Below are 25,652 nucleotides of genomic sequence, written 5' to 3'. Positions count from 1 at the left end.
AGACAACCATAGCCCATGTGAGACATCTCTGTCTCATCACGGGCATGCGTGTCTCAAGGGGCAGGGACCTCGGGGTGGCTCAGTGCCAGGGCAGCGCGCCGCGCTTCTCCCAGTACGCGCGCGGCTCCTCGGCCAGGGCGGCGAGGCGCGCGAGCTGGTCCTCGTCGAGGTCCACGACCGGGGCGTGCAGGTTGGAGGCGAGCTGAAGGACAGTCGCGGCGCCGGAGAGGACCACACCGGCCCAGGGCTGACGGAGCACACAGGCGAGGGCCACCGCGTCACAGCCGAGGGAGGTCTGGGCGGCCACCGCCTTCAAGGCGTCGGGCGCGTGGGTTTCCGCGAGGCGGCCGTTCGCCATGCCCTCCTTGACGATCACCGTGAGCCCGGCGTCATGGGCCTCGGCGAGGGCGGGGGCGGCCGAGGGCTCCAGGAGGTTGTAGGTCGACTGGACCGTACGGAAGAGGGGCTCGCCGTCCACCGTCACGGCGAGCGCCGCGCGGATGGCGTCGGCCTGGGCGGGACCGCTGGTGGAGAAGCCGACCGTCACCCCCTGGGCCGCCGCCTCCGCGAGCTCGGCGTGCAGGGCCTTGTCGGTGAGGGCGGGGCTGTCGGGGGTGACCGAGTGGATCTGGTAGAGGTCGAGGCGCTCGCCGAGCAGGGCGTCGGTCTCGGCGCGCTGACGCCGGTACGTGGCGAGGCTGTGGTCCTTGACCTCGTGCTGCTCGGCGTCGGTGGACCAGTCGGCGGTGTAGGTGTAGCCCCACTTGCTGCCGACGACCACGTCGTCGGCCTCCGGGTGGGCCTTCAGCCAGTCGGCGAGGAACTCCTCCGAACGGCCGTAGGAGCGGGCGGCGTCGAAGTAGCGGACGCCCTGCGCATAGGCCGCGTCGAGGAGGTCGTGCGTGCGCTGTTCGAGCGCTTCGACCGTACGGTCCTCAGGAAGGTCGTCGTCCCGGCCGAGGTTGATGTAGCCGGGGCGGCCGACGGCGGCGAGGCCCAGTCCGATGTGCGCGGTCGGGGTGGTCGCGGCGGCCAGGCGGCTGAACGGCATGAGAGCTCCCTGCACGATCGGCTGAGGCGGATCCGGCACCAATCTAACCGGCCGCGCCCCAACCGGCTCGGGGCGGCTCAGCCCGTGCTCGCGCAGCGCGGCACGAAGGCCGGGTCGGCCGGGCCGCGCCGGTCGAGGGCGTTCAGCACCCACTGCTCCACCAGCGGGGACTTGGGCGCCTGGTCGTGCTCGGTGAGGTCGAGCGGACAGCGGTCCTGCAGCAGCACATCGGTCACGTACGAGGCCGGGCCGTCGAGGAAGGCGCTGGTGTGGGGCAGCACGACCTCGTCGTACCTGGTGGCGATCGCCGTGTAGTCGGGGCCGACCGGCGCCTCGGGGTCCGCGTTGAGCTTCTGCAGGAACTCCGACCCCGCGGTCTGGTCGACGCAGGAGGGGCACAGGGTGGCTCCGGCCACCAGGGCGAGCGGGTTGGTGGTGCCGTGGTTGGAGGGCACGATGCCGACGAGGTCGTCGACCTTGGTCGCGCCGCCGAGGAACTTGACGTAGTAGCGGGGCATCATCCCGCCCTGGCTGTGCCCGACGATGTCGACCTTCTTGGCGCCGGTCGCGCCGAGCACGGCGTTCACGAAGTCGCGCAGCTCGGCCGCCGAGTCGGGGATCGGGGCCGTCTCCAGGTCGCCGTACTCGAAGGAGAAGACGCAGTGGCCGGCGGCCGCGAGCTCGGGCGACAGGGTCAGCCAGTTCTCGTACGAGGTCTTGAAGGTGCCGTTGACCAGGACCACGGGGTGCGGATGGGCCGAGTCCGGCTTGCAGGCCCAGTTGTTGGCGCCGGGCGGCGGCGTGTCCGCGGCACCCGCGGGGGCGGCGGTGAGGCCCAGCGCGGAGAGGGCGGCGACGGTGAGGGCGGCCAGGAGGCGGGTGGTGCGTCTCGTGCGGATTGCTCGCATGACGTCCCTTTCATGCTCGGCTGCTTGCCCGGCTTCATGATCGGCTCAGGCGACCGGCGTTCGGCAATGCCGACCGGGTAACCGGAATAGTTACCTCCGAGTAGGGGACCGTCAAGGTTTCGGCCAGTGGCCGATTCCCATCCGTTATCGAGTGGCCCGGGCCATGCAAAGCGGGGCGATACGGGGCAGGACGACACAAAAGGGCCCGGACATGTCGTCCGGGCCCTTCGGTGGTGCTGTCGGGGTCAGGCCTGCTTGGCCGTGGCCCACTCGTGCTGTGCCGCCACGTCGGCCTTCACCTCGGCCAGCTGCACGGCGACCGCGCTCGGGGCCGTGCCGCCCCGGCCGTCGCGGGAGGCCAGGGCGCCGGGAACGTTGAGGACCGTGCGGACCTCGGGGGTGAGGTGCTCGGAGATCTTGGCGAACTGTTCGTCGGTGAGTTCGTCCAGCTCCTTGCCCTCGGCCTCGGCGACCTTCACGCACTCGCCGGCGACCTCGTGGGCGACCCGGAACGGGACGCCCTGCTTGACCAGCCACTCGGCGATGTCGGTGGCGAGGGAGAACCCGGCCGGGGCCAGCTCCTCCATGCGCTCGCGGTGGACGGTGAGGGTGGCCATCATGCCGGTGAAGGCCGGGAGCAGGACCTCCAGCTGGTCGATGGAGTCGAAGACCGGCTCCTTGTCCTCCTGAAGGTCGCGGTTGTACGCGAGCGGGAGGGCCTTCAGGGTCGCCATCAGGCCGGTGAGGTTGCCGATCAGACGGCCCGACTTGCCGCGGGCCAGCTCGGCGATGTCCGGGTTCTTCTTCTGCGGCATGATCGAGGAGCCGGTGGAGAAGGCGTCGTGCAGGGTCACGAAGGAGAACTCCTTCGTGTTCCAGATGATGATCTCCTCGGCGATCCGGGAGATGTTCACCCCGATCATCGCCGTGATGAAGGCGAACTCGGCGACGAAGTCACGGGAGGCCGTGCCGTCGATGGAGTTGGCGGCGGAGCCGTGCTCGAAGCCGAGGTCCTTCGCCACCGCCTCCGGGTCCAGGCCGAGGCTGCTGCCGGCCAGGGCGCCCGAGCCGTACGGCGACACGGCCGTGCGCTCGTCCCACTGACGCAGCCGCTCCGCGTCCCGGGACAGCGACTGGACGTGCGCCAGGACGTGATGGGCGAACAGCACCGGCTGGGCGTGCTGGAGGTGGGTGCGGCCGGGCATCGCCACGTCCGGGTGCGCCTCGGCGAGGCCGATCAGGGCGTCCTGGAGGTCGGCGATCAGCCCGGCGACGATGCGGGCATGGTCGCGCAGGTACATCCGGAACAGCGTGGCGACCTGGTCGTTGCGGGAGCGGCCCGCGCGCAGCTTGCCGCCGAGGTCCGGGCCGAGCCGCTCCAGCAGGCCGCGCTCCAGGGCGGTGTGGACGTCCTCGTCGGCGATGGTGCCCACGAAGTCGCCCGAGGCGACGTCCGCCTCCAGCTGGTCGAGGCCCGCGATCATCCGGGTCAGTTCGTCCTCGGTGAGGAGTCCGGCCTTGTGCAGCACGCGCGCGTGGGCGCGGGAACCGGCGATGTCGTAGGGGGCGAGCCGCCAGTCGAAGTGGACCGACGCGGACAGTTTCGCCAGGGCCTCGGCGGGGCCGTCCGCGAACCGGCCGCCCCAGAGCCGTACGTCACCGCTGTTGCTGCTCACTGCGCTGCTCCTCGGAAGACACCGTTGTTATGCATGAGTATGCAGAGCCCTGCATGATTCGTCAATCTCGCTCGTGGAAGATCCTTAGCGTGGATAATCTTTAGCCATGGGAAAGACTTACGAGCACATAGACGGCAGGCTTCGTACGTTCATCGAGGAACAGCCGGTCTTCTTCACCGCCACCGCCCCGCTGGCGGGCGACGGCACCATCAACCTCTCCCCCAAGGGTCTCAAGGGCTCCTTCGCGGTGCTGGACGAACACACCGTCGCGTACCTGGACTTCGCCGGGTCCAACGCGGAGACGGTCGCGCATCTGCGGGAGAACGGGCGGATCACCCTGATGTGGTGCGCCTTCCAGGGGCCGCCGAACATCGTGCGCGTGCACGGGCGGGGGGAGCCGGTGTTCCGTGACGACCCGCGGTTCACCGAGCTCCTCGCCCGCTTCCCCGACATCGACCCCTCGCTTCACGGGCTGCGGGCGATCGTCGTGGTGACGGCCGAGCTCGTGCGGGACACCTGCGGTTACGCCGTGCCCTTCATGTCGTACGACGAGGACCGTGACCTGCACGCCAGGCGGTTCGCGCGCGAGGACGACGCATCGCTGGGGGCGTACTTCGAGAAGAAGGAGCACATCGCCTCCAGCATGGACGGGCTGCCGGGACTGCCCCTGCCTTTGCCGCCCATGCCGTAGGCGCACCTGTCGTCCTGCGGCTGCGGGTTGTTCGTGGCTGGTCGCGCAGTTCCCCGCGCCCCTGGGGGGCACTGTCCTCAGGGCGTTGAACAGGTTCCGTCCCTTGTCCGTACCTCTGGGCCCAGGAAGACAGCAGTCCCGGAGGCATCGTGACCACCACGCTCGCAGGCGGTCGGGCCGCTCGTCGGCAGACCATGCGTCGGATACGACCGCGCCGCTCACCGGCCGTGCCGTTGCTGCTGGCGCTGTGGGCCGGTGCGGCCGGGGTGCTGTGGTTGTGGTGGGACAACACCCCGGCCGTCGCCGATCGGGCGGGGTGGGTCCTGGGCGCCGGGCGGATCACCGGGCTCGTGGCCGGGTATCTCATGGCGCTCGTCGTGCTGCAGATGGCACGCGTGCCCGCGCTGGAGCGGCGGGTGGGGTCGGACCGGGTCGCGCGCTGGCACGCCATGTCCGGCCGGTACACGCTGAGCCTGGTCCTCGCCCATGTCGTGCTGACCATGTGGGGGTACGCCCTCCAGGCCGGCAAGGGCCTCGGGGACGTCGTCCAGCAGACGGTCGACTCCGTCACCGGGCTGCCGGACATGGGCAAGGCGGCCGTCGGCACAGGTCTGCTGCTGGTCATCGGCCTGATCTCGGCCGGCCCGGTCCGCCGCCGGCTGCCGTACGACCTCTGGTACCACGTGCATCTGCTGACGTACGCGGCGGTGTTCCTGACGTTCTGGCACCAGATCGCCACCGGCAACGACTTCGCGGTGCAGCCGCTCGCGAAGACCGCGTGGACCGCGCTGTACGCAGCCGTCACCGGGCTGCTTCTGTGGTACCGCGTGCTGACGCCGGTGCGGCTCAATCTGCGGCACCGCATGCGGGTGGAGGCGGTGATCGAGGAGACGCCGGGGATCGTGTCGGTGCTGATCGGCGGGCACAAGCTGCACCGGATGGGCGCCGAGGCGGGGCAGTTCTTCCGGTGGCGGTTCCTGGCGCCGGGCATGCGGTTCAGCTCGCATCCGTACTCGCTGTCGGCGGCGCCCCGGCCGGGCATGCTGCGCATCACCGTCAAGGCGATCGGCGACCACAGCTCCCGGCTGCGCGACCTCGAACCCGGCACCCGCGTGTGGGCCGAGGGGCCGTACGGCGCGCTGACCGCGCAGCGGCGCAGCCGGGGCAAGGTGCTGCTGGTCGCGGGCGGGGTCGGGATCACGCCGATGCGGGCGCTGTTCGAGACGCTGCCCGGCGCGGCCGGTGACATCACCCTGCTCTACCGGGCCAACAGCACGCAGGAGCTGGCCCTGTGGGACGAGCTGGCGGCCATCGCCGACGAGCGGGGCGCCCGGCTGATGTACGCGGTCAACAGCCCGGACGGCGAACGCCCGGACATCTCCCCCGAGTCGCTGCAGCGCAAGATCCCGGAGATCGAGCGCCATGACGTGTTCCTGTGCGGGCCGCCCGGTTTCGCGCAGTCGGTGTACGAGGCGCTGCGCGGCGCGGGTGTGCCGGCCCGGCGCATCCACCACGAGTCCTTCGAGATGTGAGCCGTGGAGTTGCTGACCTCATGAAGAAGAGCCATCCCGTACGGCGTGCCCTGCTCGCCACCGTCGCCACCGTGTCCGGCGTCGTGCTGCTGCTGTCCCTGAAGCCGGCCTCCGACCCGGCCGCCGCGGCGCCCCCTCCCCCGCCGGCGTCCGCCGCCGGGCGACCCGCCCCGGGCGCCGGCACGGTCACCGGTGCGGTCGCCGCGACCCAGTACGGCCCCGTCCAGGTCCGGATCACCCTCGCCGGCGGCAGGATCACCCGGGCCGAGGCCGTCCAGGCGCCGAGCGGCGGCCGCAGCAGCGAGATCACCGGCAACGCCGTGCCCCGTCTGAACCAGGCCGCCCTCACCGCGCAGAGCGCGCGGATCGACGCCGTGTCCGGGGCCACGTACACCAGCGAGGGCTATCGGCGGTCCCTGCAGTCGGCGCTGGACCAGGCCGGTGGCTGACCCCGGGGTGCGGCGCACCGAGGAGGTCATGGGGACGGTGTTCTCCTTCGACGTCCGCGACGGCGACCCCGAGGCGCTCGACATGGCGGTCGCCGAACTGCACCGGCTGGACGCTCTGTTCAGCACCTACCGCGAGGACAGCCAGCTCTCCCGGCTGGCCCGGTCGGAGCTGGGCCTCGCCGACTGCGACCCGGTGGTGGCCGAGGTGCTGGAGCTGGCGGCCGAGGCGGAGCGGCTCAGCGACGGCTGGTTCAGCCCCCGTTACGCGGGCCGCCTCGACCCCACCGGCATCGTCAAGGGCTGGGCCACCGAACGCGTGGCGCGCCTGCTGCGGGACGCCGGCGCGACCGGGGTCGGCGTCAACGGCGGCGGAGACGTCCAGCTCCTGGGGTCCCCGGGCGGCGAACAGCCCTGGCAGGTCGGCGTGGCCGACCCCCTGCGGCCGGGCGAGCTCGCAGCGGTGATCTCGTCGGCGGAGGCGACCGAACTGGCGGTGGCCACCTCCGGCACGGCCGAGCGCGGCGCACACATCATGGATCCGCGCACCGGAAGCCCGGCGACCACAGACCTCCTGGCAGTGACCGTGGTGGGCCCGTCCCTGACCTGGGCCGACTGCTGGGCGACAGCGGCCTTCGCCATGGGCTCGAAACGGGCTCGGAGGTGGCTGGAGTCCCTACCGGACGTGGAAGCGATCCTGATGACAGACGCCCCTAGGGCCGTGGGGCTGTGTTGAATCTGCGGCTACCGCCGCGTGGGCGCGAGAACCCCGCACAACCCGCACCCGGCAACGGCGACCAAGAACCCCGTTCAGTGCCCGTTCTGAGCCAACCGCAGCAAATGATCGGCCAGCGCCTGCCCACCCGTAGGGTTCCGGCTGATCAGCAGCAACGTGTCGTCACCCGCGATGGTCCCCAGAATGTCGTGCAGCTCGGCCTGATCGATGGCCGAGGCGAGAAACTGCGCAGCCCCCGGAGGGGTACGCAGGACCACGAGATTCGCCGAGGCCTCCGCGGAGATCAGCAGCTCCTGCGAGAGCCGCCGCATCCGCTCCTCCTTGGCGGACTCCCCGAGCGGAGCGCGAGGCGTGCGGAACCCCCCTTCGCTGGGCACGGCGTAGATCAGCTCACCGTCGGTGTTGCGGATCTTCACCGCGTTCAGCTCGTCGAGGTCCCGGGACAGCGTCGCCTGTGTGACGGTCAGCCCGTCGTCCGCGAGCAGCTTCGCCAGCTGGCTCTGCGACCGCACCGGCTGCCGGTTGAGGATGTCCACGATCCGGCGGTGACGTGCGGTGCGGGTCTGCGGCACGGCCGGCCCGGAGGTCTGGTCGTGATCCTGCGCCTGGCTCATCGTCGTCTCATTCTCCGGCTCGTCCGTCCCCGTCGACTGCGTCAAGGATGCCGGGCAGCGCCTGAAGAAGCGCTTCCACTTCCTCCCGGCCGATGTTCAGCGGCGGCATGAGCCGTACGACATCGGGGGCAGGCGCGTTCAGCAGGAAACCGGCGTCCTGAGCCGCCTGCTGCACCTTTGTCGAGAGCGGCTCGGTGAGCACGATACCCAGGAGCAGGCCGGCGCCCCGGACATGGGAGACCAGCGGGTGACCGAGGGACTCGATTCCCTCGCGCAGCGCCTCGCCCTGCTGCTTGACGTTCTCCAGCAGGCCTTCGTTCTCGATGGTGTCCAGCACGGCCAGGCCCGCCGCGCAGGCGACCGGGTTGCCGCCGAAGGTGGTGCCGTGGTGGCCGGGCTGGAGCAGCTCCGCGGCCCGGCCGAAGGCGACGGTCGCGCCGAGGGGCAGTCCGCCGCCGAGCTGCTTGGCGAGGGTGACGATGTCGGGCAGGACGCCCTCGTGGGCCTGGTACTCGAACCAGTTGCCGGTCCGGCCGATGCCGGTCTGCACCTCGTCGAGGACGAGCAGCGCGCCGGTGGCGGCGGTGATGGCGCGGGCGGCCTTGAGGTAGCCGGGCGGCGGGACGACGACGCCGAGCTCGCCCTGGATCGGCTCGATGATCACCATCGCGGTGTCCTCGGTGACGGCGGCGGCCAGCGCCTGGGCGTCGCCGAAGGGCACATGGGTGACGTCGCCGGGCAGCGGCAGGAACGGCTGCTGCTTGGCGGGCTGTCCGGTGAGGGCGAGGGCGCCCATGGTCCGGCCGTGGAAGCCGCCCTGGGTGGCGACCATGTGGGTCCGCCCGGTGAGCCGGCCGATCTTGAAGGCGGCCTCGTTGGCCTCGGCGCCGGAGTTGCAGAAGAAGACCTTGCCCTCGCGGCCGAAGTGCCGGATCAGCCGCTCGGCGAGCGTCACGGTCGGCTCGGCCATGAAGAAGTTGGAAATGTGGCCGAGGGAGCCGATCTGCCTGCTGACAGCCTCGACGATCGCCGGGTGGGCGTGGCCGAGCGCGTTGGTGGCGATGCCGCCGACGAAGTCGAGGTACGGCCGGCCGTCGGCGTCCCAGACCGTGGTGCCCTCACCGCGGACGAGGGGCAGCCGCGGGGTGCCGTAGTTGTTCATGAGCGCGCCCTGCCACCGCGCGGTCATCTCCTGGTTGCTCATGACTCCCCCTCTTTTTTCGGGCCCTCGGTGTTCTGGTCGGGCACGACCATGGTGCCGATGCCCTCGTCGGTGAAGATCTCCAGCAGGATGGAGTGCTGGACCCGGCCGTCGATGACACGGGCGGTCGTCACGCCGTTGCGGACGGCGTGCAGACAGCCCTCCATCTTCGGGACCATGCCGGAGGACAGCTCCGGCAGCAGTTTCTCCAGCTGGGAGGCGGTGAGGCGGCTGATCACCTCGTCGCTGTTCGGCCAGTCCTCGTAGAGGCCCTCGACGTCGGTGAGGACCATGAGGGTCTCGGCGCCCAGTGCCGCAGCGAGAGCCGCAGCCGCCGTATCAGCATTGACGTTGTAGACATGTCCGTCGTCCTGGCTTCGTGCGATCGACGAGACGACCGGGATACGGCCGTCCGCGAGCAGGGCCTCGATGGCGCCCGTGTCGATGGCGGTGATCTCGCCGACGCGGCCGATGTCGACGCTCTCGCCGTCGATCTCGGGCTGGTGCTTGGTGGCGGTGATGGTGTGCGCGTCCTCGCCGGTCAGGCCGACGGCGAGCGGCCCGTGCTGGTTGAGCAGGCCGACCAGTTCGCGCTGCACCTGGCCGGCGAGCACCATGCGTACGACGTCCATGGCGTCCTCGGTGGTGACGCGCAGGCCCGCCTTGAACTCGCTGACGATGCCGTGCTTGTCGAGGGCGGCGCTGATCTGGGGACCGCCGCCGTGCACGACGACCGGCCTGAGGCCGGCGTGGTGCAGGAAGACGACGTCCTGGGCGAAGGCGGCCTTCAGATCCTCGTCGATCATGGCGTTGCCGCCGAACTTGATGACGACGGTCTTGCCGTTGTGGCGGACCAGCCAGGGCAGCGCTTCGATGAGGATCTGGGCCTTGGGGAGGGCGGTGTGCTTCCGCGTGGTGCTCATGAGGAGTAGGCGCTGTTCTCGTGGACGTAGTCGGCGGTGAGGTCGTTGGTCCAGATGGTGGCGGTCTCGGACCCGGCCGCGAGGTCGGCGACGATGTGCACCTCGCGGTAGCGCATGTCGACCTTGTCGCGGTCCTCGCCGACCGAGCCGTTCTTGCAGACCCATACGCCGTTGATGGCGACATTGAGCCGGTCCGGCTCGAAGGCGGCTGAGGTGGTGCCGATCGCGGAGAGGACGCGGCCCCAGTTGGGGTCCTCGCCGTGGATGGCGCACTTGAGGAGGTTGTTGCGGGCGATGGACCGGCCGACCTCGACGGCGTCGGCCTCGGTCGCGGCGTTGATCACCTCGACCTTGATGTCCTTGCTGGCGCCCTCGGCGTCGCGGATCAGCTGCTGGCCGAGGTCGTCGCAGACGGTCCGTACGGCCTCGGCGAACTCGGCGTACTCGGGGGTGACGCCGGAGGCGCCGGAGGCGAGCAGCAGGACGGTGTCGTTGGTGGACATGCAGCCGTCGGAGTCGACCCGGTCGAAGGTGGTGCGGGTCGCGGCGCGCAGGGCCTGGTCGAGGGCGGCGCTGTCCAGGTCTACGTCCGTGGTGATCACCACCAGCATGGTGGCGAGGCCCGGGGCGAGCATGCCGGCGCCCTTGGCCATGCCTCCGACGGTCCAGCCGTCCTTGGTGACGACGGACGTCTTGTGGACGGTGTCGGTGGTCTTGATGGCGATGGCCGCCTTCTCGCCGCCGTGCTCGGAGAGCTGGGCGGCGGCGGTCTCGACGCCGGGGAGCAGCTTGTCCATGGGCAGCAGAACGCCGATCAGGCCGGTGGAGCAGACCGCGACCTCACCCGCGCCGATGTTCAGCACCTCCGCCGCCTTCTCGGCGGTGGCGTGGGTGTCCTGGAAGCCCTTGGGGCCGGTGCAGGCGTTGGCGCCGCCGGAGTTGAGGACGACGGCGGTCAGCTCGCCGGTCCTGAGGACCTGCTCGGACCACAGGACGGGGGCGGCCTTGACGCGGTTGGAGGTGAAGACGCCCGCGGCGGCACGGCGCGGACCGTTGTTGACCACGAGGGCCAGGTCCGGGTTGCCGTTCTCCTTGATCCCGGCGGCGATGCCCGCTGCCGTGAATCCCTTCGCTGCCGTCACGCTCACGGCGCAACTCCGATCGTCGTCAGTCCCGTGGTCTCGGCGAGACCGAGGGCGATGTTCATGCTCTGGACGGCACCGCCTGCGGTGCCCTTGGTGAGGTTGTCGATGGCGCTGATCGCGATGATCCGGTGCGCGGCGGCGTCGTACGCGACCTGGACCTGAACGGCGTTGGAACCGTAGACGGACGCCGTGGCGGGCCACTGGCCCTCGGGGAGCAGGTGGACGAACGGCTCGTCGGCGAAGGCCTTGGTGTAGGCGGCGCGGACGGAGTCGGCGGTGACGCCGGGCCTGGCCTTGGCGGTGCAGGTGGCGAGGATGCCGCGGGGCATGGGGGCGAGGGTGGGCGTGAAGGAGACGGAGATGCGCTCGTCCGCCACGCCGCTGAGGTTCTGGATCATCTCGGGGGTGTGCCGGTGGCCGCCGCCGACGCCGTAGGGGGTCATGGAGCCCATGACCTCGCTGCCCAGCAGATGCGGCTTGGGTGCCTTGCCGGCGCCGGAGGTGCCGGACGCGGCGACGACGACGGCCTCGGGCTCGGCGAGGTCGGCGGCATAGGCCGGGAACAGGGCGAGGGAGACCGCGGTGGGGTAGCAACCGGGCACCGCGACGCGCTTGGACCCCTCCAGCGCGGCGCGGGCACCCGGAAGTTCGGGAAGGCCGTAGGGCCAGGTGCCGGCGTGCGGGGACCCGTAGAACGTCTCCCAGTCCGCGGCGTCCTTCAGCCGGAAGTCGGCGCCCATGTCGACGACCAGTACGTCCGGGCCGAGCTGCTCGGCCACCGCGGCGGACTGCCCGTGCGGCAGGGCGAGGAACACGACATCGTGCCCGGCGAGCACCTCGGCGGTCGTCTCCTGGAGCACCCGGTCGGCCAGCGGCAGCAGATGCGGCTGCAGCGCGCCCAGCCGCTGCCCGGCGTTGGAGTTCCCGGTCAGCGCGCCGATCTCCACCTCGGGGTGCCCCAGGAGCAGGCGCAGCACCTCGCCGCCCGCGTACCCGCTCGCTCCGGCCACTGCCGCTCGTACCGTCATGGAACCCTCCTCCTGGATGGCATGACTATACGTTTCGCTGCACGTTTATGCAATCGCTTCACGGAGGAGTGCCCAGGCGCGCTCACCGGGTCGCCCACGCCCTGGCCTGACCGCATGGCGAACGACTTCGGGGCCGCGGGCGACGAGCTGGACCTCTCCAACAGTGCCACCCAGGTCTTCGTGGAGGTGCTGACGCTCGCCGTGTCGGCGCTGGCCGGACGGGAGTGGGAGTACCGGTTCGCCGCCCTGCTGGCGCTCCAGGACCAGAACGTGATGGGCCGGGGCGCGGTCGGCTTCGACCTCGCGGAACTCGACTGGGGGGACTCGGCCGAGGAGCGCGGCGCGGCGAAGGACTTCGTGCTGCGGGTCGTCGGCCTGGCCGCGCGGCGCCACCGGTGGGACGACCTCGGCTACGCCCCTCCGTACGCCGAGGCGTGTCTGCGTCGGTTCCACGAGATCGTCGAGCGCTTCGACCCGGCCGGCGCGCGCCCGGCGGGCGACGTGCTGCCGGTGGAGGGGTGCGGCGCCTGCTGCGTACGGCACCGGGTGCTGAGCGCGCTGCCGTTCTGGGACGGGTGCGTGTTCTGTCACCGGTGACAGAATCGGGGTCCGCCGAAGATCATCCGGAGGATGCGCGTGTGCCCGAGCCTGACCGACTACACCGAGATCTACGCCGCCCAGCCGCCGGAACCCGTGGCTGTGGACTGGGAGGTCGTCGAGGAGTGGCTCGGGGTGCGGTTGCCCGGTGACTACCGGCGGCTGGCCGGGGAGTGCGGCCCTGTGGAGGTGGGCGGGTTCCTCAATGTGCATGTGCCCTGCGGGGACGGGGACGCGTACGACTGGAGCAGGTGGCTGCGGCGGGTGCTGCGGGACGCGCGGGGCGAGGCCGGGTGTCCGGTGCTGTACCCGGAGCCCGGTGGGCTGCTGCCGTGGGGCGACAGCGAGGACGGCGATCTGTTCTTCTGGGACACCTCCCGGTCGGAGGACCCCGACGCATGGCCCGTCGTCGTGCTGCATCGGGGGGCCATACCCGGCAGCGGGCTGCTGCCCTGGCATCGGTACGAGGTGGGGCTCGGCGCGTATCTGCGGTACACCGTGCGGGAGGGGTGGGAGACGCCCACGCCGCCCGGGCCGGTGATCGGGCCGCTGTACGGGAGCCGGGCCCGGCCCGACTTCCTGGCGGACTCTCCCGTGCCGTGGGTCCCACCGGTGCCGGTGCCCCCGCGGCTCGGCGAGGAGGAGCGGCGGCTCGCCCTGGAGACCGGCACCGGGCTCGACGCGCTTCGGCTGCTCGCGCCCCCACCCGTCGAGCCGTATCTCGGGGGCGGCGACTGGGACGGGCTGTTCGCGGAACTGGGCACGCGGCTGCCCACCGAGTACATGGCGATGATGGACCTGTACGGCGCCGGGATCTGGAGCGAGTGGCTGCGCTTCCACACCCCGCTGCGGACCGGTGAGCGGCGGTTCGTCACGCACGTCGAGGAGACGCTGGAGGGCTACCGGAGCCTGCGGGAGAGCCACCCGGACGACTTTCCGCTGCCGGCGTGGCCCGAGCCGGGCGGTTTCCTGCCGTTCGCCAACTCCATCGACGCCGACTATCTGGGCTGGCTCACCAAAGGGCCGGACCCCGACGCCTGGCCCCTGGTCCTCTGGCCCCGGCATGCCCAGCAGGGACCGCCGCTGGAGGGCGGGCTGCTGGACACGCTGCTCGCCTGGCAGCGCGGGGCGCTCGTCACGCCGGGGCTGGTCCGGCTGGACGAGGAGGACGACGACCCGCTGGAGTTCGCCGGGTTCCGGTCCTGGGACGACCGGGCCTACTGGTGACAGGGCGGGCCACCGCCGAAACGATGGCCCGCGCCGTGTCGCTCGTCAGCCCTGCCTGATCCGCAGGAACGTGACCGAGTGCGCCGGGAAGGTGTACGAGAACTTCTCGGCGACGCCCGAGAAGGTGGACGTCACCGGGGTGACCGGCGTGTCCGACTCGGTGTTCACATCACCGGGGTCGGCGGCCAGGGTGGTCACCCGGGCCCGCGAGGAGACGTCGTCGCGGCCGAGGTCGATCGCCGTACGGGCCGCCGTCGGCTGGGCGTTGACGACCTTGACGATCAGGTCGCCGGTGCGCTCGTCCTCGGTGACGACCTGGCGGAACGGCTCGGCCTGCTTGTTGTCGGTGAAGCTGTCCCAGAGCGTGCCGTCGAGGTAGAGGCTCACCTGGCGGCCGCGGACCTTGACCTGAAGGTCGTAGGTGCGGCCGGTCTCGATGGAGCCGGCCTTGGAGAGCAGGGTCGACTTGCCGCCGTTCACGGCCTGCTCGACGGCGGACTGGGTGTTGTTCCAGCCGCCGAGGTTCCACCAGTAGTAGTTGCCGGTGTCCTTGACGCCGAAGGCGACGAGGAAGCCCTCCTTGCCGGACTTCTTGGTGGCCTTCACCTTCAGGTCGTAGTCGTGCCAGGCCGGGTCACCGGCGGTGACCAGGGTGTTCTCGGCGGCCTCGTCGGTCTGGACGTAGGCCCCGTCCTGGATGCTCCAGCTGCCGGCGCCGCTGTGGGTCCACTTCGAGGCGTCACCGGAGAAGTCGTCGCTCAGCAGGGTGGTGCCGTCGGCGGCCGTGACCTTCACGTCGTCGTACGCCGCGCTCGTCGCCCACGTCGACAGGCCGACCGCGCCGGTGATCGGGGCGCTGACGTCCGGGGTGCCGGTCGCGGTGGAGGGCACGACCCGGTCGCCGACGTTGGTCATGAACAGCTTCTGGACCTCGTAGTTGGCGGAGTTCCAGGAGGCGTGGTTGTTGAACCAGATCAGGTCCGGGCGCCACTGCACATAGTCCTCGTTGGCGAGCAGCGGAGCGTAGGAGGCGAGCTTGACGACGTCGGCGTTGCGCTCCAGGCCGGTCATGAACGCGGCTTCGGAGAGGGCGTTCTCGAACGCGTTGCCCTGGGAGGCGTACTCGCCGAGGAAGACCTTGGGGCCGTTCCTGTCGTAGCTGTCGTAGCGGTCGTTGTTCTGCAGGAACCACTGGGGGCTGTTGTAGTAGTGCTCGTCGACCATGCCGACGCCCGCCTCGCGGTTGAGCTTCCAGGCGGTGTCGAAGATGGCGCCGGTGTCGTCGGGGCCGGAGTTGGAGATGACGGTGATCTCCGGGTGCCGCGCCTCGATGGCGGTGCGGAACTGCTGGAAGCGGGCGAAAAACTCCTGGGGGAGGTTCTCCTCGTTGCCGACCTCGATGTGGGTGAGGTGGAACGGCTTGGGGTGGCCCATCTCGGCGCGCTTGCGGCCCCAGGTCGAGGTGGCCGGGCCGTTGGCGAACTCGATCAGGTCCAGGGTGTCCTGGATGTGCCGCTTGAGCAGGGCGTCGTCGGTCACGGCCCGGTTCTGGCCGCAGCCGGTCACCAGCGCGGGCACGACGGGCAGCGGCATCGCGCCGATGTCCTCGGAGAGGCGGAAGTACTCGTAGTAGCCGAGGCCGTAGGACTGGTTGTAGCCCCAGAAGTTGGCGTTGGTGGCGCGCTGCTCGACGGGGCCGATGGTGTCCTTCCACTGGTAGCTGCGCTTGCGCTGCCAGCCGGAGGCCTCGCTGTAGTCCTGCATCGAGCCGGTGTTGACCAGGCAGCCGCCCGGGAAGCGGACGAAGCCCGGGTGCAGGGCCTCGATCTTCTCGGCGAGGTCCTTGCGCAGGCCGTTCGCCTGGCCTTTGTACGTGTCGCGCGGGAAGAGCGAGACCATGTCGAGGGCGGCGGCGCCGGAGGAGGTCACGGCGAGGCGGCCGCGGGAGCTGGTGCGGGTCGCGGTGAAGGTGGCGGTGTACTTCCGCCAGCCGCCCGACACCGCCACCTGGCGGGCTGTCGCGAGGGTGCCGGCCGCGTCCCGCAGGGCGACCGTGAGGGTGCTGCCGGCCTCGGCGCGGGCCCACACCGAGAAGTCGTAGCGCTTGCCCTGCTCGATACGGACGCCGGTGTTGTAGCCGGAGTTCGTGACGGTCGAACCGGCGCTCAGGGAGAGGTAGTTGCGGTTGCGGTCGTTCAGGCGGCCGGTGTCGTTCAGGACCTGGGCCGTGCCGTCCACCGCCCAGGAGGTCAGGGGCGTGTAGGAGCCGTTGTCGGCGGTGGAGTACTCGAAGGACCGGTTCTGTACGAGTTCGGCGTACAGACCGCCGTCGGCGGCGCGGTTGATGTCCTCGAAGAAGACGCCGTACATCGTGTCGTCGATCGCCGCGCCCCGGGCGCCGGGGTCGAGGGTGATCGCGTAGTCCGTGACCGCCTCGGCGTGGGCGGGGGCGGGGACGACGACGGCCGTGGCCGCCAGGACGGCACCGGCGGTGAGGCCGACTCTCCGGCGGACCCGGCGTGTGCGGGTGGTGCGTGACATGGATACTCCGCGGCTCTGCCCCTGCTCGGGGCGCATCATGGTTCGAAATATCGGACGTTGGTCAGCACTTCGAACGGCAAGATAGGGAGGGGGCGTTGACGCGTCAATGGGTCGCGCAGCGACGGCTGGGAAAGGACTGCGGGACGAGATGGGCGAGTTCTGGCCAGTGCCCGAGGCGCTGAGTTATCTGGCGGGCGGGTGGCGGGTCGAACGGGTCGTCCGAGATCTGGGGGACGGCTCGGAGGGCGCCTTCCGTGGGGCCACCGCTTTCACGCCACTTTCCGGCGGCGGCCTGCTGCACCGGGAGACCGGCGATTTCACCTGGCACGGGGTCACCCGGCCCGCCGAGCGGACGCTGCGCTTTGTGCCGGGGCCACAGGCCGGCACGGCGGACGTCCGCTTCGCCGACGGGCGGCCCTTCCACTCGCTCGACCTGAGGACCGGCCGGCACATCGCCGACCACCCCTGCTCCGCGGACCTCTACCGCGGGGAGTTCACCGTCGCCGACGCCGACCACTGGCGCACGGTATGGCGGGTGGGCGGACCGGCGAAGGACCTGCTGCTGGTCACGGACTACACGCGCGAAACCGCCTAGGGCCTGTCGTCCGGATCAGGCCCGCGACGCCGGCATGATCCGGAAGACAGGTCCTAGGCCGCGGCGGCCATGTCGAGGCGCAGGTTCCAGCGGCCCCGCTGACCGGCCAGAGTGGTGGCCGACAAGGGGCGCACGTCGAGGTTCCAGTACGTCGAGGGCGGGGCCTTCAGGGCGTACACCAGGGCGGCCCGGATCACCGAGGGCTCGGCCACCGCGACGATACGGCAGCCGTCCTCCACGGGCCGGGTGTCCAGCCAGCCGCCGACCCGGGAGATGAACGCCAGCAGCGACTCGCCGCCGTGCGGAGTGGCGCGCGGGTCGGCGAGCCAGGCGTCCACCGCGCCCGGCTCACGGGCCATCGCCTCGCCCAGCGTCAGCCCGTTCCAGCGGCCCATGTCGCAGTCGCGCAGGGCGAGCTGCACCAGCGGCGCGTAGCCGAGGGCGTCACCGGTCGCGCGACTGCGCGGGGTGGGCGAGCAGTAGCGCAGGTCGGCCGCCGCGAGCGGCAGCAGGCCGCCGGCGACGTGCTGGACCTCGTCCCAGCCCGCCTGGTCCAGCGGCCGGTCGTCCTGGAAGCGCTCGGCGAGCACCGCGGAGCTGCGCGCGGCGGCGACGAAGGTGACCCGAAGTGCCATGCGGGGATGGTGGGCCTGAAGAGTGCGCTGGTCAAGAGCCGTTACTGAGGGGTTACGCAGAGTGGGCCGGGTCTCACTGGCCGAAAAGGAGCGCCATCCACTGGTCCGGGTTCTCCAGCGGGGCGAACCCGGCCTTCTCGTACACCCCGTGGGCGTCGTGCGTGGCGAGGAGCATGCGCCGCAGCCCGTACGGCCGCAGCTCCTCGCGCACCGCCACGGCGAGCGCCGTACCGACCCCCTTGCCGCGCACCGACCGGTCCACATAGACGTCGCACAGCCAGGCGAAGGTCGCCCGGTCGGTGATGACCCGGGCGTACGCCACCTGCTCCCCCGACACCGTGTCGTACACCCCGAAGTTGAGCGACCCCTCGATCGCCCGGTCCTGCTTCTCGCGGGTCCGGCCCGTCGCCCAGTACGCGTCGGTGGACAGCCAGCGGTGCACCCGCTCGGCGTCGATGCGGTCGGGGTCGGTGGAGAGCTCGTAGCCGTCGGGGAGGGCGGTGGTGTCTGTCATGCGGGGATGCTCGCAGCCCGGCGCGGGGCCGGTCGACCAGGTTTCACGAGCCGCGCAGCTCCTCGCAGGCCGCCCCCAGGCGTCGTACGCCCTCGGCGATCTCGGTCGTACCGGCCGCCGCGGCGAAGCTGAGGCGGAGGTGGCCGGCGGGCGACTCGGCGCAGAAGTAGGGGCGGCCGGGGGTGAGGGAGACACCGGCGCGGGCGCCGGCGGAGGGCAGGAGGGTCTCGTCGAGGTCGTCGGGGAGGCGGACCCAGAGCTGGTAGCCGCCGGAGGGGACGTGCGGCAGGTCGAGTTCGGGCAGGTGCAGCCTGAGGGCGGAGACCATCGCGTCGCGGCGGGCGCGCAACTGGGTGCCGAGGGCGCGCAGATGGCGGGGCCAGGCCGGGGAGCCGACCAGTTCCAGGGCGGCCTCCTGCAGGGGGCGGGGGACGAAGAAGGTGTCGACGACCTGGATCGCCCGCAGCCGCTCCAGGACGGGCCCGCGGGCGACGAGCGCGCTCACCCGGAAGCTCGGTGAGGTCGCCTTGGTCAGCGAGCCGACGTGGACGACGACGCCGTCGGGGTCGTCGGCGACCAGCGGGCGCGGCAGCGCACCGGCGTCCTCGTGGGCGAGGCGTCGTACGAAGTCGTCCTCGACGACGAAGGCGCCGGCCGCGCGGGCGATCCGCAGCACCTCACCGCGCCGCTCGGGGGCGAGCACGGCGCCGGTGGGGTTCTGGAACAGCGGCTGGCAGACGAACACCCGGGCGCCGGTGGCCTTGAAGGCGTCGGCCAGCAGCTCCGGGCGCACCCCGTCGGCGTCCACCGGGACCGGCACCGGGCGCAGGCCCGCGGCCCGTGCGATGGCCAGCATGCCCGGGTAGGTGGGCGACTCGACGAGGACGGGCGCGCCGGGTGGGGCCAGTGCCCGGAAGGCGGTGGTGAGCGCCGACTGGCCGCCCGCGGTGACCAGCACATCGGCGGCGCTGACGGTGTCGCCGAGACCGCGCGCGAACCACTCCCGCAGCTCCGGCAGCCCCTCCAGCGGCGGCCGGCCCCACGCGCCGGGACGCCGGCCGGCCCGGGACAGGGCGGCGGCCATCGCCTTCTCGGGCTGGAGGGAGGGGTGCAGATAGCCGCCGCTGAACTCGATCACCCCGGCCGCCGGGGCGGCGAGCGACACGGTCACCCCGGAGGCGTCCACCGTGCGCGGCACCAGGTCGGCGGCGCCGTCGGCGCTGAGCGCGACCTCCTGCCAGGAGGTGTCCCCGGTCGCGGCGGGCGTCTCGCGGGGCCGCGCCCGGAAGGCCCCGGCACCGGGGCGCGTGACCACCAGCCCCTCGGCGGCCAGCTGGGCCAGCGCCCGCGACACGGTCACCGGGCTCACCCGGAACCGCTCGACGAGGGCCCGGCTCGACGGCAGCTTCTCACCCGGAGAGTAGCGGTTGAGCTCGCTCCGCAGGGTGTTCGCCAGTTCACCGACACTGCTACGCTCATGCATGAGAGCACAGAGTAGCGCTATCGCCCCGAGTCGGATAGCAGTCGACGCCCCGCAGCAGCGGTCATCCTCCTTCGGCGTCGTCCAGGCCGCACTGGGCGTCACCGCCTTCTCGCTGACCTTCCCCGCGACGGCCTGGGGCCTGGAGGGCTTCGGCCCCTGGTCGCTGGTGGCCGTGCGCAGCGTGCTCGCCGCGCTGATCGCGGGCGGCTGTCTGCTGGCGCTGCGGGTGCCGCTGCCCGCGCGGGCGCACTGGCCGGGGCTCGCGGTGGTCGGCGCCGGAGTCGTCGTCGGGTTCCCGCTGCTCACCACCCTCGCGCTGCAGACGTCCACCACCGCGCACGCGGCCGTCGTCGTCGGACTGCTCCCGCTGACCACCGCCGCCCTGTCCGCGCTGCGCATGGGCAACCGTCCCTCGCGGACCTTCTGGACGGCGGCGCTGGCCGGCGCGGCTGCGGTCGTGGCGTTCACCGTGCAGCAGAGCGGCGGCGCCCTCACCGGCGCCGACCTCTATCTCTTCGCCGCGCTGCTGGTGTGCGCGGCCGGCTACACCGAGGGCGGCCGCCTGGCCCGGGTGATGCCCGGCTGGCAGGTCATCGGCTGGGCCCTGGTGCTGTGCGCGCCGCTCGGCGTGATCGGGTCGGCGGTCGCGCTGTCGTACGAGCCCGTGCACCTGACCGGGCACAGCCTGGCCGGGCTGCTGTGGGTGGCGGCGGGCTCGCAGTTCCTGGGTCTGGTCGTCTGGTACCGGGGCATGGCGCTCATCGGCATTCCCAAGGCCAGCCAGTTGCAGTTGGCCCAGCCGCTGCTCACACTGGTGTGGTCGGTGCTGCTGCTGGGCGAGCACCTGACAGTGGCCGCCCCGCTGACGGCCGCGGCGGTGCTGGTGTGCATCGCCGTGACCCAACGGGCGCGCGGCTGACACACCTTGAGGAGGCCCGATGCGTGCAACCGTGGGCGACCAGCTTGTCCAGCACGGCAGGGTGGTCGGACAGCACGACAAGGTCGGCGAGATCGTCGAAGTGATGGGGCAGGAGGGCACCCCGCCGTACCGTGTCCGCTTCGAGGACGGCCATGAGGGCGTCTGCTCCCCGGGGCCGGACACCGAGATCCGGCACAAGAAGTCGATGACCGGCCAGGAAATGACCGGACAGCCGATGTCCGGGCAGCCGATGCCCGAGCGGCCGGTCACCGGCCGGCCCATGACCGGGCAGCAGATGCCGTCCGAGCAGCCGATGCCCGGCCGGTCGATGCCGCCGGGACGGCAGATGCCCTGACAGTGAAGTGAGTCAGCGCGGGGGCAGCGCCGGCGCGCCGTAGTGGTCGGCGACCACCCGCGCCATCGCCCCGTCGGGGTCGGTGGCCACCCCGGTCGCCGCGAAGAAGACGTGCCCGCGCACCTCCGCATGGCCCCCGGCCAGCGTGAGGTGCCGGGACAGCTCCGCCGGGTTCTGCCAGGCCGCCGGCTCCCCCGGGAGGCCCGCCTTGTACAGGGCCTCCCCCACGTAGAGCTGTGTGCCGGTGCCCCGGGCGACCTCGGCCCACCAGGGCACCAGCTTGGCGTAGTCGGCGGTCTCGTGGCCGATGTGCCAGTACAGCTGCGGGCAGATGTAGTCGATCCAGTTCTGCCGCACCCATTTACGGGAGTCCGCGTACAGCTCGTCGTAGGACTGGAACGCGTCCGTGTCCGAGCCGAGCGGGTCGGTGCTCGCGTTGCGCCACACCCCGAACGGGCTGACGCCGAACCGGGTGCCGGGCCGGACCTGCTCGATCCGGGTCCCCATGTCGCGCACCAGCCGGTCGATGTTGTCGCGCCGCCAGGCGGCCCGGTCACTGAAGGAGCCGCCGTAGGAGTCGTAGGCCTCGTCGTCGTCGAAGGTCTGGCCGGGGACGGGATACGGGTAGAAGTAGTCGTCGAAGTGCACCCCGTCCACCGGATACTTGCGTACGGCGTCCAGCATCGCGTCGTGCACGAAGTCCCGGACCTCGGGCAGGCCCGGGTTGTAGTACAGCCGGCCTCCGTAGGCGACGACCCAGTCGCGGTGGCGGCGGGCCGGGTGGGAGGAGACGAGCTGCGTGAGGTCGGAGTGGTTGGCCACCCGCAGCGGGTTGAACCACGCGTGCAGCTCCAGCCCGCGCGCGTGCGCCTCCTGTACGGCCGTGCCGAGCGGGTCCCAGCCGGGGTGGCGGCCCTGCACCCCGGTCAGATACTGCGACCAGGGCTCGTACGGCGAGGGCCACAGCGCGTCGGCCGTGGGCCGCACCTGGAACATCACCGTGTTGAGCCGCCGCTCGACGGCCCGGTCGAGGTGGGCGAGCAGCTCGGCGCGCTGCCGGGCCGCGGACAGCCCGGGGACCGAGGGCCAGTCCCGGTTGGCGACGGTCGCCAGCCACATGCCGCGCATCTCCCTGACGGCCCGCGGCCATCCCGGCCGAGGGCCCTTCACTCCCTGTGCGACCGCCTCGCCGCCCGTCACGAGGGTCGCCAGAGTCGCCACCGCGAACGCCCGCCGTGACATCCGTCCCACGAAACACATCCCATACGCTCCGGATCCGCACGGTCACGGATCGTCTCCGCGCCCAGGATGCCCGACCCCGGCGATCGATCATCGATACTTGGAGGTAACGTGCACGAACGGAGCAGGGGCGGAACCCCGCCGGCCTGCCACAGCCGTACACAAGCAGCGAAAGGGACGATGTGACAGACATCGAGCGCGTCGGAGTGGTGGGCTGCGGTCAGATGGGCGCGGGCATCGCCGAGGTGTGCGCCCGTGCCGGACTCGACGTCAAGGTCGCCGAGACCACCGGCGAGGCCCTGGAGATCGGCCGCACCCGGCTGTTCAACTCCCTGGCGAAGGCGGCCGAGCGCGGCAAGATCTCGGACGAGGAGCGCGACGCCACGCTGGCGCGGCTGAGCTTCACCACCGACCTGGGCGAGTTCGCCGACCGCGATCTGGTGATCGAGGCCGTCGTGGAGAACGAGCAGGTCAAGACCGAGATCTTCCAGGTCCTCGACCAGGTGGTGACCCGCCCGGACGCGATCCTGGCCTCCAACACCTCCTCCATCCCCCTGGTGAAGCTGGCCGTGGCGACCTCGCGCCCCGACCATGTGATCGGCATCCACTTCTTCAACCCGGCCCCGGTGCAGAAGCTCGTCGAGCTGATCCCGGCCCTGACCACCTCCGAGGGCACGCTCAGCCGCGCCCAGGTGTTCGCCGAGAAGGCGCTGGGCAAGCACGCGATCCGCGCCCAGGACCGCTCGGGCTTCGTGGTCAACGCGCTGCTGGTGCCGTACCTGCTCTCCGCGATCCGGATGTTCGAGTCGGGCATCGCCAGCCGCGAGGACATCGACAACGGCATGGAGTTCGGCTGCGCCCACCCGATGGGCCCGCTGAAGCTCTCCGACCTCATCGGTCTGGACACGATCGCCTCGATCGCCGACTCGATGTATACGGAATACAAGGAGCCGCTGTACGCCGCTCCCCCGCTGCTCCAGCGCATGGTCGACGCGGGCCGCCTCGGCCGTAAGACCGGCTCGGGGTTCTACACCTACAGCTGAGCACACACAGTCACCGCCGCGGGCCCGGCACTCTTCCGAGTGCCGGGCCCGCGGCATTCACACACCGTGTGCGCGGCGGGCACGCATATGCCCTTCGCACACTCTCCCCACGCGCCCACCAGGCGAGTTGACTCATGACGCGCATGCAAGGGATGTGAATCCACTACGGAAAGGAGCGGACCCGTGACCGCCGATCCCGAGCATCCCGTGATCCAAGGGGAACTCGCAGAGTTACGACGCCGCCTCGATGTGGCGTACGCCAGGGTCGAGGGCGGACTGACTCTGCTCACCCATCGCACCGAGGAGACCGCCAAGGAGGTGGACGAGCTGGAGACCCGGCTCACCTCCCTGGAGCACACCCGCTGGCCCCTGCCCTCGATCGCGGCCGTCACGGCCGTGGGCGCGCTCGTCGTGACGGTCTGGCAGGCGCTGGGGCGTTAGCCGTGCGTGTCCTGGCCGAGCCTGAGGTGATGCAGTAACAGCAGTGCGGCCGCCATGTTGGCGGCCGGGACCTCGCCACGGGCGACCATGTCGGGGACGAGCTTGAGGGGGACCCACTCCCTGCGGTCCGACTCGAAGTCGTCCACGGGATGACCGATGTACTCGCCTTCGTCGGCCCAGTAGATGTGGTGCCGGGCGTCGGTGAGCCCGTTGGACGGCTCCACGCTCATCAGGTGGCGCAGGGGTCCCGGCCGCCAGCCTGTCTCCTCCTCCAGTTCCCTGGCGGCCGCCCGGACGATGTCCTCGCCGTCCTCGACGACGCCGGCCGCGAGTTCCCACCCCCAGCTGTCGGTGATGAAGCGGTGGCGCCACAGGAGGAGGACCTCATTGGCCTCGTTGACCACCGTGGCCACGGCGACGGGCCGCAGCCGTATCAGGAAGTGGTCGAGATGCCGGCCGTCCGGCAGCTCGACATCCGCCAGGTTGACGCTGAACCAGCGGTTTGAGTACACAGTTTGTTCGTTCTGTTTCGTCCACTGCACGGTTCTGCCACCTTCCGCCGAGTAAGTGGCAATATCGCAGCAGGAGCGGTCCGGCAGCAGGCACAGGGACGAGCGTTGGCAGCGCGGCGGGCGCACAGAGGCGGGCCGGAGCAGGGGGTCACAGCGGTACGCGCAGTGCCCCGTCGATGAGTTCGGCGGCCTCCGCCGTGCCCGAACAGCCGCTGCCCACCAGGTGCTCGCGCACCGCGCGGAGTCTGTCGCGCAGCCGCTGCGACTCCATGCCCCGCGCCTGCTCGGCCATCTGCACCGCGGTGGCCACGGCCTTGTCGGCGTTGCCCTGACGCAGCTCGATCGTGGAGAGCATCGCCAGCCGGTGCACCCGGCCCCGGTCGTGCGCCGGGTTGTCCACCGCGGCCGCCGCGTGCTCGGCCGCCGCCTGGAGCTCGCCCAGACTGAGCAGCGCCTCCGCCACCTGGACGTTGACCAGACCGGGCTGGACATAGCCGGTCTCGTCGGGCTCGATCCCGCGCCGGATGCGTTCGGCGGCCGCCTCGGCCCGCCGGATGCAGGACAGCGCGCTGGTGCCGTCGCCGAGGTGCGCGTACGCCTTCGCCTGCATCGCGTACAGGTCGGAGGCGAGCGCGGGCGTGATGTGCTTGCCCGCGGCCCGCAGCGCGGCCTCCGCGAAGGCGACCGCCTGACGGTGCTCACGCATGAACAGCGACTGGTTCACCAGCAGCGCGATCACATACGCGCCCAGGCCCCGGTCCCCGCTGGCCTTGGCGAGCCTGAGCGCCTGGTGGAAGTAGCGCTGGGCGAGGCCGTGCGCGTCCGAGTCGTACGCGCAGATCCCGGCGATCGCCACCAACCCGCCCGTCGCCCGGTGCAGTTGGCGGCCCGTCGCGTCGGTGTAGCTGCCGCGCAGCAGCGGGGCCGCCTCGGCGTTGAGGAAGCCGACGATCCGGCTTCGGGTCGCCACGCCACCGGCCTTGCGGTACATCTGCTCGTAGTGCGTACGGGCCGCCCGCAGCATCTCCAGATCGGCCGAGGTCACCCGGTGCCGGCCGCCGCGCGAGACGTCCACGTCCTCCGGCGGGTTCTCCCACTCCCACACCGGCATCACCGCGGGCGTGCCGGTGACCGCGGGCGCGCCCAGGATGTGCGGCCGCTGCTGCTCGTCGGAGCGCCACAGGGCGGTGGCCCGCTCCACGAACCCGGACAGCGTGCCGGCGTGCGTGACGGTCGGCTCGCCGGGGACGCCGAGGCCGATGTCGTCGAGCGTGACCGGCCGGTGCAGCCGGGCCGCGAGGACCTCGCAGATCAGGTCGGGCACCTGGCCGCGCGGGCGCTGGCCCTTCAGCCAGCGGGCCACGGCGGTGTGTTCGTATCGCAGCGCCAGGCCGCGGGCGCGCCCGGCCTGGTTGACGTGTGCGGCCAGCCCGGCGTGCGAGATCCCGGCCTCGTCCAGGATCGCGTCGAGCAGTGTGTTGGGCTGCATGGGTGCCCCCCGGTGGCTCGGTGCCCGACAGCGTAGTGGGTTCGCCTTCACACGGGGTGTGAACGGAGTACGCGAATCCGCAGCGTGCGCGCGCTGTTGCGGAGAGTTTCC

Annotated in this window: 25 protein-coding genes and 1 pseudogene; 11 read left to right on the top strand and 15 right to left on the bottom strand. The window is 71.5% G+C overall.

From position 1 onward, the window contains the following. Positions 1–79 precede the first annotated feature (79 nt). The 3 genes from ACIQ6Y_RS28530 to argH form a co-directional block, all read right to left on the bottom strand. A complete protein-coding gene (locus ACIQ6Y_RS28530) occupies positions 80–1,051 on the bottom strand; it encodes an aldo/keto reductase (RefSeq protein ID WP_404042993.1) in 972 nt (323 codons plus the stop codon). Positions 1,052–1,128: 77 nt separating this feature from the next. Beyond that, complete coding sequence (locus ACIQ6Y_RS28525) at positions 1,129–1,959, bottom strand: alpha/beta fold hydrolase (protein ID WP_404042991.1); 831 nt, start codon at positions 1,957–1,959, stop codon at positions 1,129–1,131. A gap of 245 nt (positions 1,960–2,204) precedes the next feature. Beyond that, the gene (gene argH, locus ACIQ6Y_RS28520; protein ID WP_404042989.1) at positions 2,205–3,635 is read right to left on the bottom strand and encodes an argininosuccinate lyase; all 1,431 of its coding nucleotides are present in this window, start codon (positions 3,633–3,635) and stop codon (positions 2,205–2,207) included. A 106-nt stretch (positions 3,636–3,741) separates the two neighbouring features. Between argH and ACIQ6Y_RS28515 the strand changes: the two genes are divergently transcribed. The 4 genes from ACIQ6Y_RS28515 (at position 3,742) to ACIQ6Y_RS28500 (ending at position 7,040) form a co-directional block, all read left to right on the top strand. Further along, positions 3,742–4,326: a pyridoxamine 5'-phosphate oxidase family protein gene (locus ACIQ6Y_RS28515; RefSeq protein ID WP_404042987.1), complete on the top strand. Its 585-nt coding sequence runs from the start codon at positions 3,742–3,744 to the stop codon at positions 4,324–4,326. Positions 4,327–4,475: 149 nt separating this feature from the next. Continuing rightward, positions 4,476–5,858: a ferric reductase-like transmembrane domain-containing protein gene (locus ACIQ6Y_RS28510; RefSeq protein ID WP_404042985.1), complete on the top strand. Its 1,383-nt coding sequence runs from the start codon at positions 4,476–4,478 to the stop codon at positions 5,856–5,858. A 20-nt stretch (positions 5,859–5,878) separates the two neighbouring features. Next, complete coding sequence (locus ACIQ6Y_RS28505; protein WP_404042983.1) at positions 5,879–6,307, top strand: FMN-binding protein; 429 nt, start codon at positions 5,879–5,881, stop codon at positions 6,305–6,307. 28 nt (positions 6,308–6,335) lie between these two features. Then, positions 6,336–7,040, top strand: coding sequence for an FAD:protein FMN transferase (locus tag ACIQ6Y_RS28500; RefSeq protein WP_404043378.1), 705 nt, complete (start codon positions 6,336–6,338; stop codon positions 7,038–7,040). Between the two features lie 74 nt (positions 7,041–7,114). Here the strand turns inward: ACIQ6Y_RS28500 and ACIQ6Y_RS28495 are convergent, their stop codons facing one another. The 5 genes from ACIQ6Y_RS28495 to argC are packed head-to-tail and all read right to left on the bottom strand — an operon-like array spanning position 7,115 to position 11,951. Next, entirely contained in the window at positions 7,115–7,654 is a 540-nt protein-coding gene (locus ACIQ6Y_RS28495; protein WP_399648552.1) for an arginine repressor, read from the bottom strand. Positions 7,655–7,661: 7 nt separating this feature from the next. Further along, complete coding sequence (locus ACIQ6Y_RS28490) at positions 7,662–8,858, bottom strand: acetylornithine transaminase (RefSeq protein WP_404042981.1); 1,197 nt, start codon at positions 8,856–8,858, stop codon at positions 7,662–7,664. Further along, positions 8,855–9,778 (bottom strand): acetylglutamate kinase, encoded by a 924-nt coding sequence (argB, locus tag ACIQ6Y_RS28485; RefSeq protein ID WP_404042979.1) that lies wholly within the window; start codon positions 9,776–9,778, stop codon positions 8,855–8,857. The genes ACIQ6Y_RS28490 and argB overlap by 4 nt, the downstream gene beginning before the upstream one ends. Next, complete coding sequence (argJ, locus tag ACIQ6Y_RS28480; RefSeq protein ID WP_404042977.1) at positions 9,775–10,926, bottom strand: bifunctional glutamate N-acetyltransferase/amino-acid acetyltransferase ArgJ; 1,152 nt, start codon at positions 10,924–10,926, stop codon at positions 9,775–9,777. Before argJ ends, argB begins: the two co-directional genes overlap by 4 nt. Continuing rightward, positions 10,923–11,951 carry an N-acetyl-gamma-glutamyl-phosphate reductase gene (gene argC, locus ACIQ6Y_RS28475; protein ID WP_404042976.1) on the bottom strand — a complete coding sequence of 343 codons (1,029 nt, stop codon included), beginning with the start codon at positions 11,949–11,951 and terminating at the stop codon, positions 10,923–10,925. Before argC ends, argJ begins: the two co-directional genes overlap by 4 nt. Positions 11,952–12,065: 114 nt before the next feature. On the opposite strand from argC, the gene ACIQ6Y_RS28470 reads away from it, so the two are divergent. After that, positions 12,066–12,548, top strand: a complete 483-nt coding sequence (locus tag ACIQ6Y_RS28470; RefSeq protein WP_404042974.1) for a hypothetical protein — start codon at positions 12,066–12,068, stop codon at positions 12,546–12,548. 33 nt (positions 12,549–12,581) lie between these two features. Further along, a complete protein-coding gene (locus ACIQ6Y_RS28465; protein ID WP_404042972.1) occupies positions 12,582–13,775 on the top strand; it encodes a hypothetical protein in 1,194 nt (397 codons plus the stop codon). A 45-nt stretch (positions 13,776–13,820) separates the two neighbouring features. Here the strand turns inward: ACIQ6Y_RS28465 and ACIQ6Y_RS28460 are convergent, their stop codons facing one another. Next, positions 13,821–16,316: an alpha-L-arabinofuranosidase C-terminal domain-containing protein gene (locus ACIQ6Y_RS28460; protein WP_404042970.1), complete on the bottom strand. Its 2,496-nt coding sequence runs from the start codon at positions 16,314–16,316 to the stop codon at positions 13,821–13,823. A 148-nt stretch (positions 16,317–16,464) separates the two neighbouring features. On the opposite strand from ACIQ6Y_RS28460, the gene ACIQ6Y_RS28455 reads away from it, so the two are divergent. Further along, the gene (locus ACIQ6Y_RS28455) at positions 16,465–16,911 is read left to right on the top strand and encodes a DUF6314 family protein (RefSeq protein ID WP_404042968.1); all 447 of its coding nucleotides are present in this window, start codon (positions 16,465–16,467) and stop codon (positions 16,909–16,911) included. Positions 16,912–16,964: 53 nt separating this feature from the next. Here ACIQ6Y_RS28455 and ACIQ6Y_RS28450 read toward each other — a convergent pair whose 3' ends face one another. The 3 genes from ACIQ6Y_RS28450 to ACIQ6Y_RS28440 all read right to left on the bottom strand — a co-directional run bounded on the left by ACIQ6Y_RS28450 (position 16,965) and on the right by ACIQ6Y_RS28440 (position 19,543). Continuing rightward, on the bottom strand, positions 16,965–17,546 hold the full coding sequence (locus ACIQ6Y_RS28450) for a histidine phosphatase family protein (RefSeq protein ID WP_404042966.1): 582 nt from the start codon (positions 17,544–17,546) through the stop codon (positions 16,965–16,967). A 73-nt stretch (positions 17,547–17,619) separates the two neighbouring features. Further along, the gene (locus tag ACIQ6Y_RS28445; protein WP_404042964.1) at positions 17,620–18,060 is read right to left on the bottom strand and encodes a GNAT family N-acetyltransferase; all 441 of its coding nucleotides are present in this window, start codon (positions 18,058–18,060) and stop codon (positions 17,620–17,622) included. Positions 18,061–18,103: 43 nt separating this feature from the next. Beyond that, positions 18,104–19,543 (bottom strand): PLP-dependent aminotransferase family protein, encoded by a 1,440-nt coding sequence (locus ACIQ6Y_RS28440; protein ID WP_404042962.1) that lies wholly within the window; start codon positions 19,541–19,543, stop codon positions 18,104–18,106. Between ACIQ6Y_RS28440 and ACIQ6Y_RS28435 the strand changes: the two genes are divergently transcribed. Both ACIQ6Y_RS28435 and ACIQ6Y_RS28430 read left to right on the top strand, forming a co-directional pair. Continuing rightward, a complete protein-coding gene (locus ACIQ6Y_RS28435) occupies positions 19,542–20,462 on the top strand; it encodes a DMT family transporter (RefSeq protein ID WP_404042960.1) in 921 nt (306 codons plus the stop codon). The genes ACIQ6Y_RS28440 and ACIQ6Y_RS28435 overlap by 2 nt on opposite strands. A gap of 19 nt (positions 20,463–20,481) precedes the next feature. After that, a pseudogene (locus tag ACIQ6Y_RS28430) lies at positions 20,482–20,673 on the top strand (DUF1918 domain-containing protein); the annotation flags it as partial. Between the two features lie 156 nt (positions 20,674–20,829). Here the strand turns inward: ACIQ6Y_RS28430 and ACIQ6Y_RS28425 are convergent. Next, a complete protein-coding gene (locus tag ACIQ6Y_RS28425; RefSeq protein WP_404043376.1) occupies positions 20,830–22,059 on the bottom strand; it encodes a glycoside hydrolase family 10 protein in 1,230 nt (409 codons plus the stop codon). Between the two features lie 179 nt (positions 22,060–22,238). On the opposite strand from ACIQ6Y_RS28425, the gene ACIQ6Y_RS28420 reads away from it, so the two are divergent. Together ACIQ6Y_RS28420 and ACIQ6Y_RS28415 are read left to right on the top strand one after the other, a co-directional pair. After that, positions 22,239–23,099 carry a 3-hydroxybutyryl-CoA dehydrogenase gene (locus tag ACIQ6Y_RS28420; RefSeq protein ID WP_404042958.1) on the top strand — a complete coding sequence of 287 codons (861 nt, stop codon included), beginning with the start codon at positions 22,239–22,241 and terminating at the stop codon, positions 23,097–23,099. Positions 23,100–23,282: 183 nt separating this feature from the next. After that, complete coding sequence (locus tag ACIQ6Y_RS28415; protein ID WP_404042956.1) at positions 23,283–23,540, top strand: hypothetical protein; 258 nt, start codon at positions 23,283–23,285, stop codon at positions 23,538–23,540. Here the strand turns inward: ACIQ6Y_RS28415 and ACIQ6Y_RS28410 are convergent. Together ACIQ6Y_RS28410 and ACIQ6Y_RS28405 are read right to left on the bottom strand one after the other, a co-directional pair. Continuing rightward, positions 23,537–24,082, bottom strand: coding sequence for an NUDIX hydrolase (locus ACIQ6Y_RS28410; RefSeq protein ID WP_404042954.1), 546 nt, complete (start codon positions 24,080–24,082; stop codon positions 23,537–23,539). The two genes, ACIQ6Y_RS28415 and ACIQ6Y_RS28410, sit on opposite strands and share 4 nt — an antisense overlap. Positions 24,083–24,200: 118 nt before the next feature. Beyond that, entirely contained in the window at positions 24,201–25,541 is a 1,341-nt protein-coding gene (locus tag ACIQ6Y_RS28405) for a transcriptional regulator (protein WP_404042952.1), read from the bottom strand. Positions 25,542–25,652 lie beyond the last annotated feature (111 nt).

It is taken from the genome of Streptomyces sp. NPDC096205, from assembly GCF_044763135.1.
Classification (GTDB): Bacteria; Actinomycetota; Actinomycetes; order Streptomycetales; family Streptomycetaceae; genus Streptomyces.
This window is presented reverse-complemented; position numbering and strand designations above follow the sequence as displayed.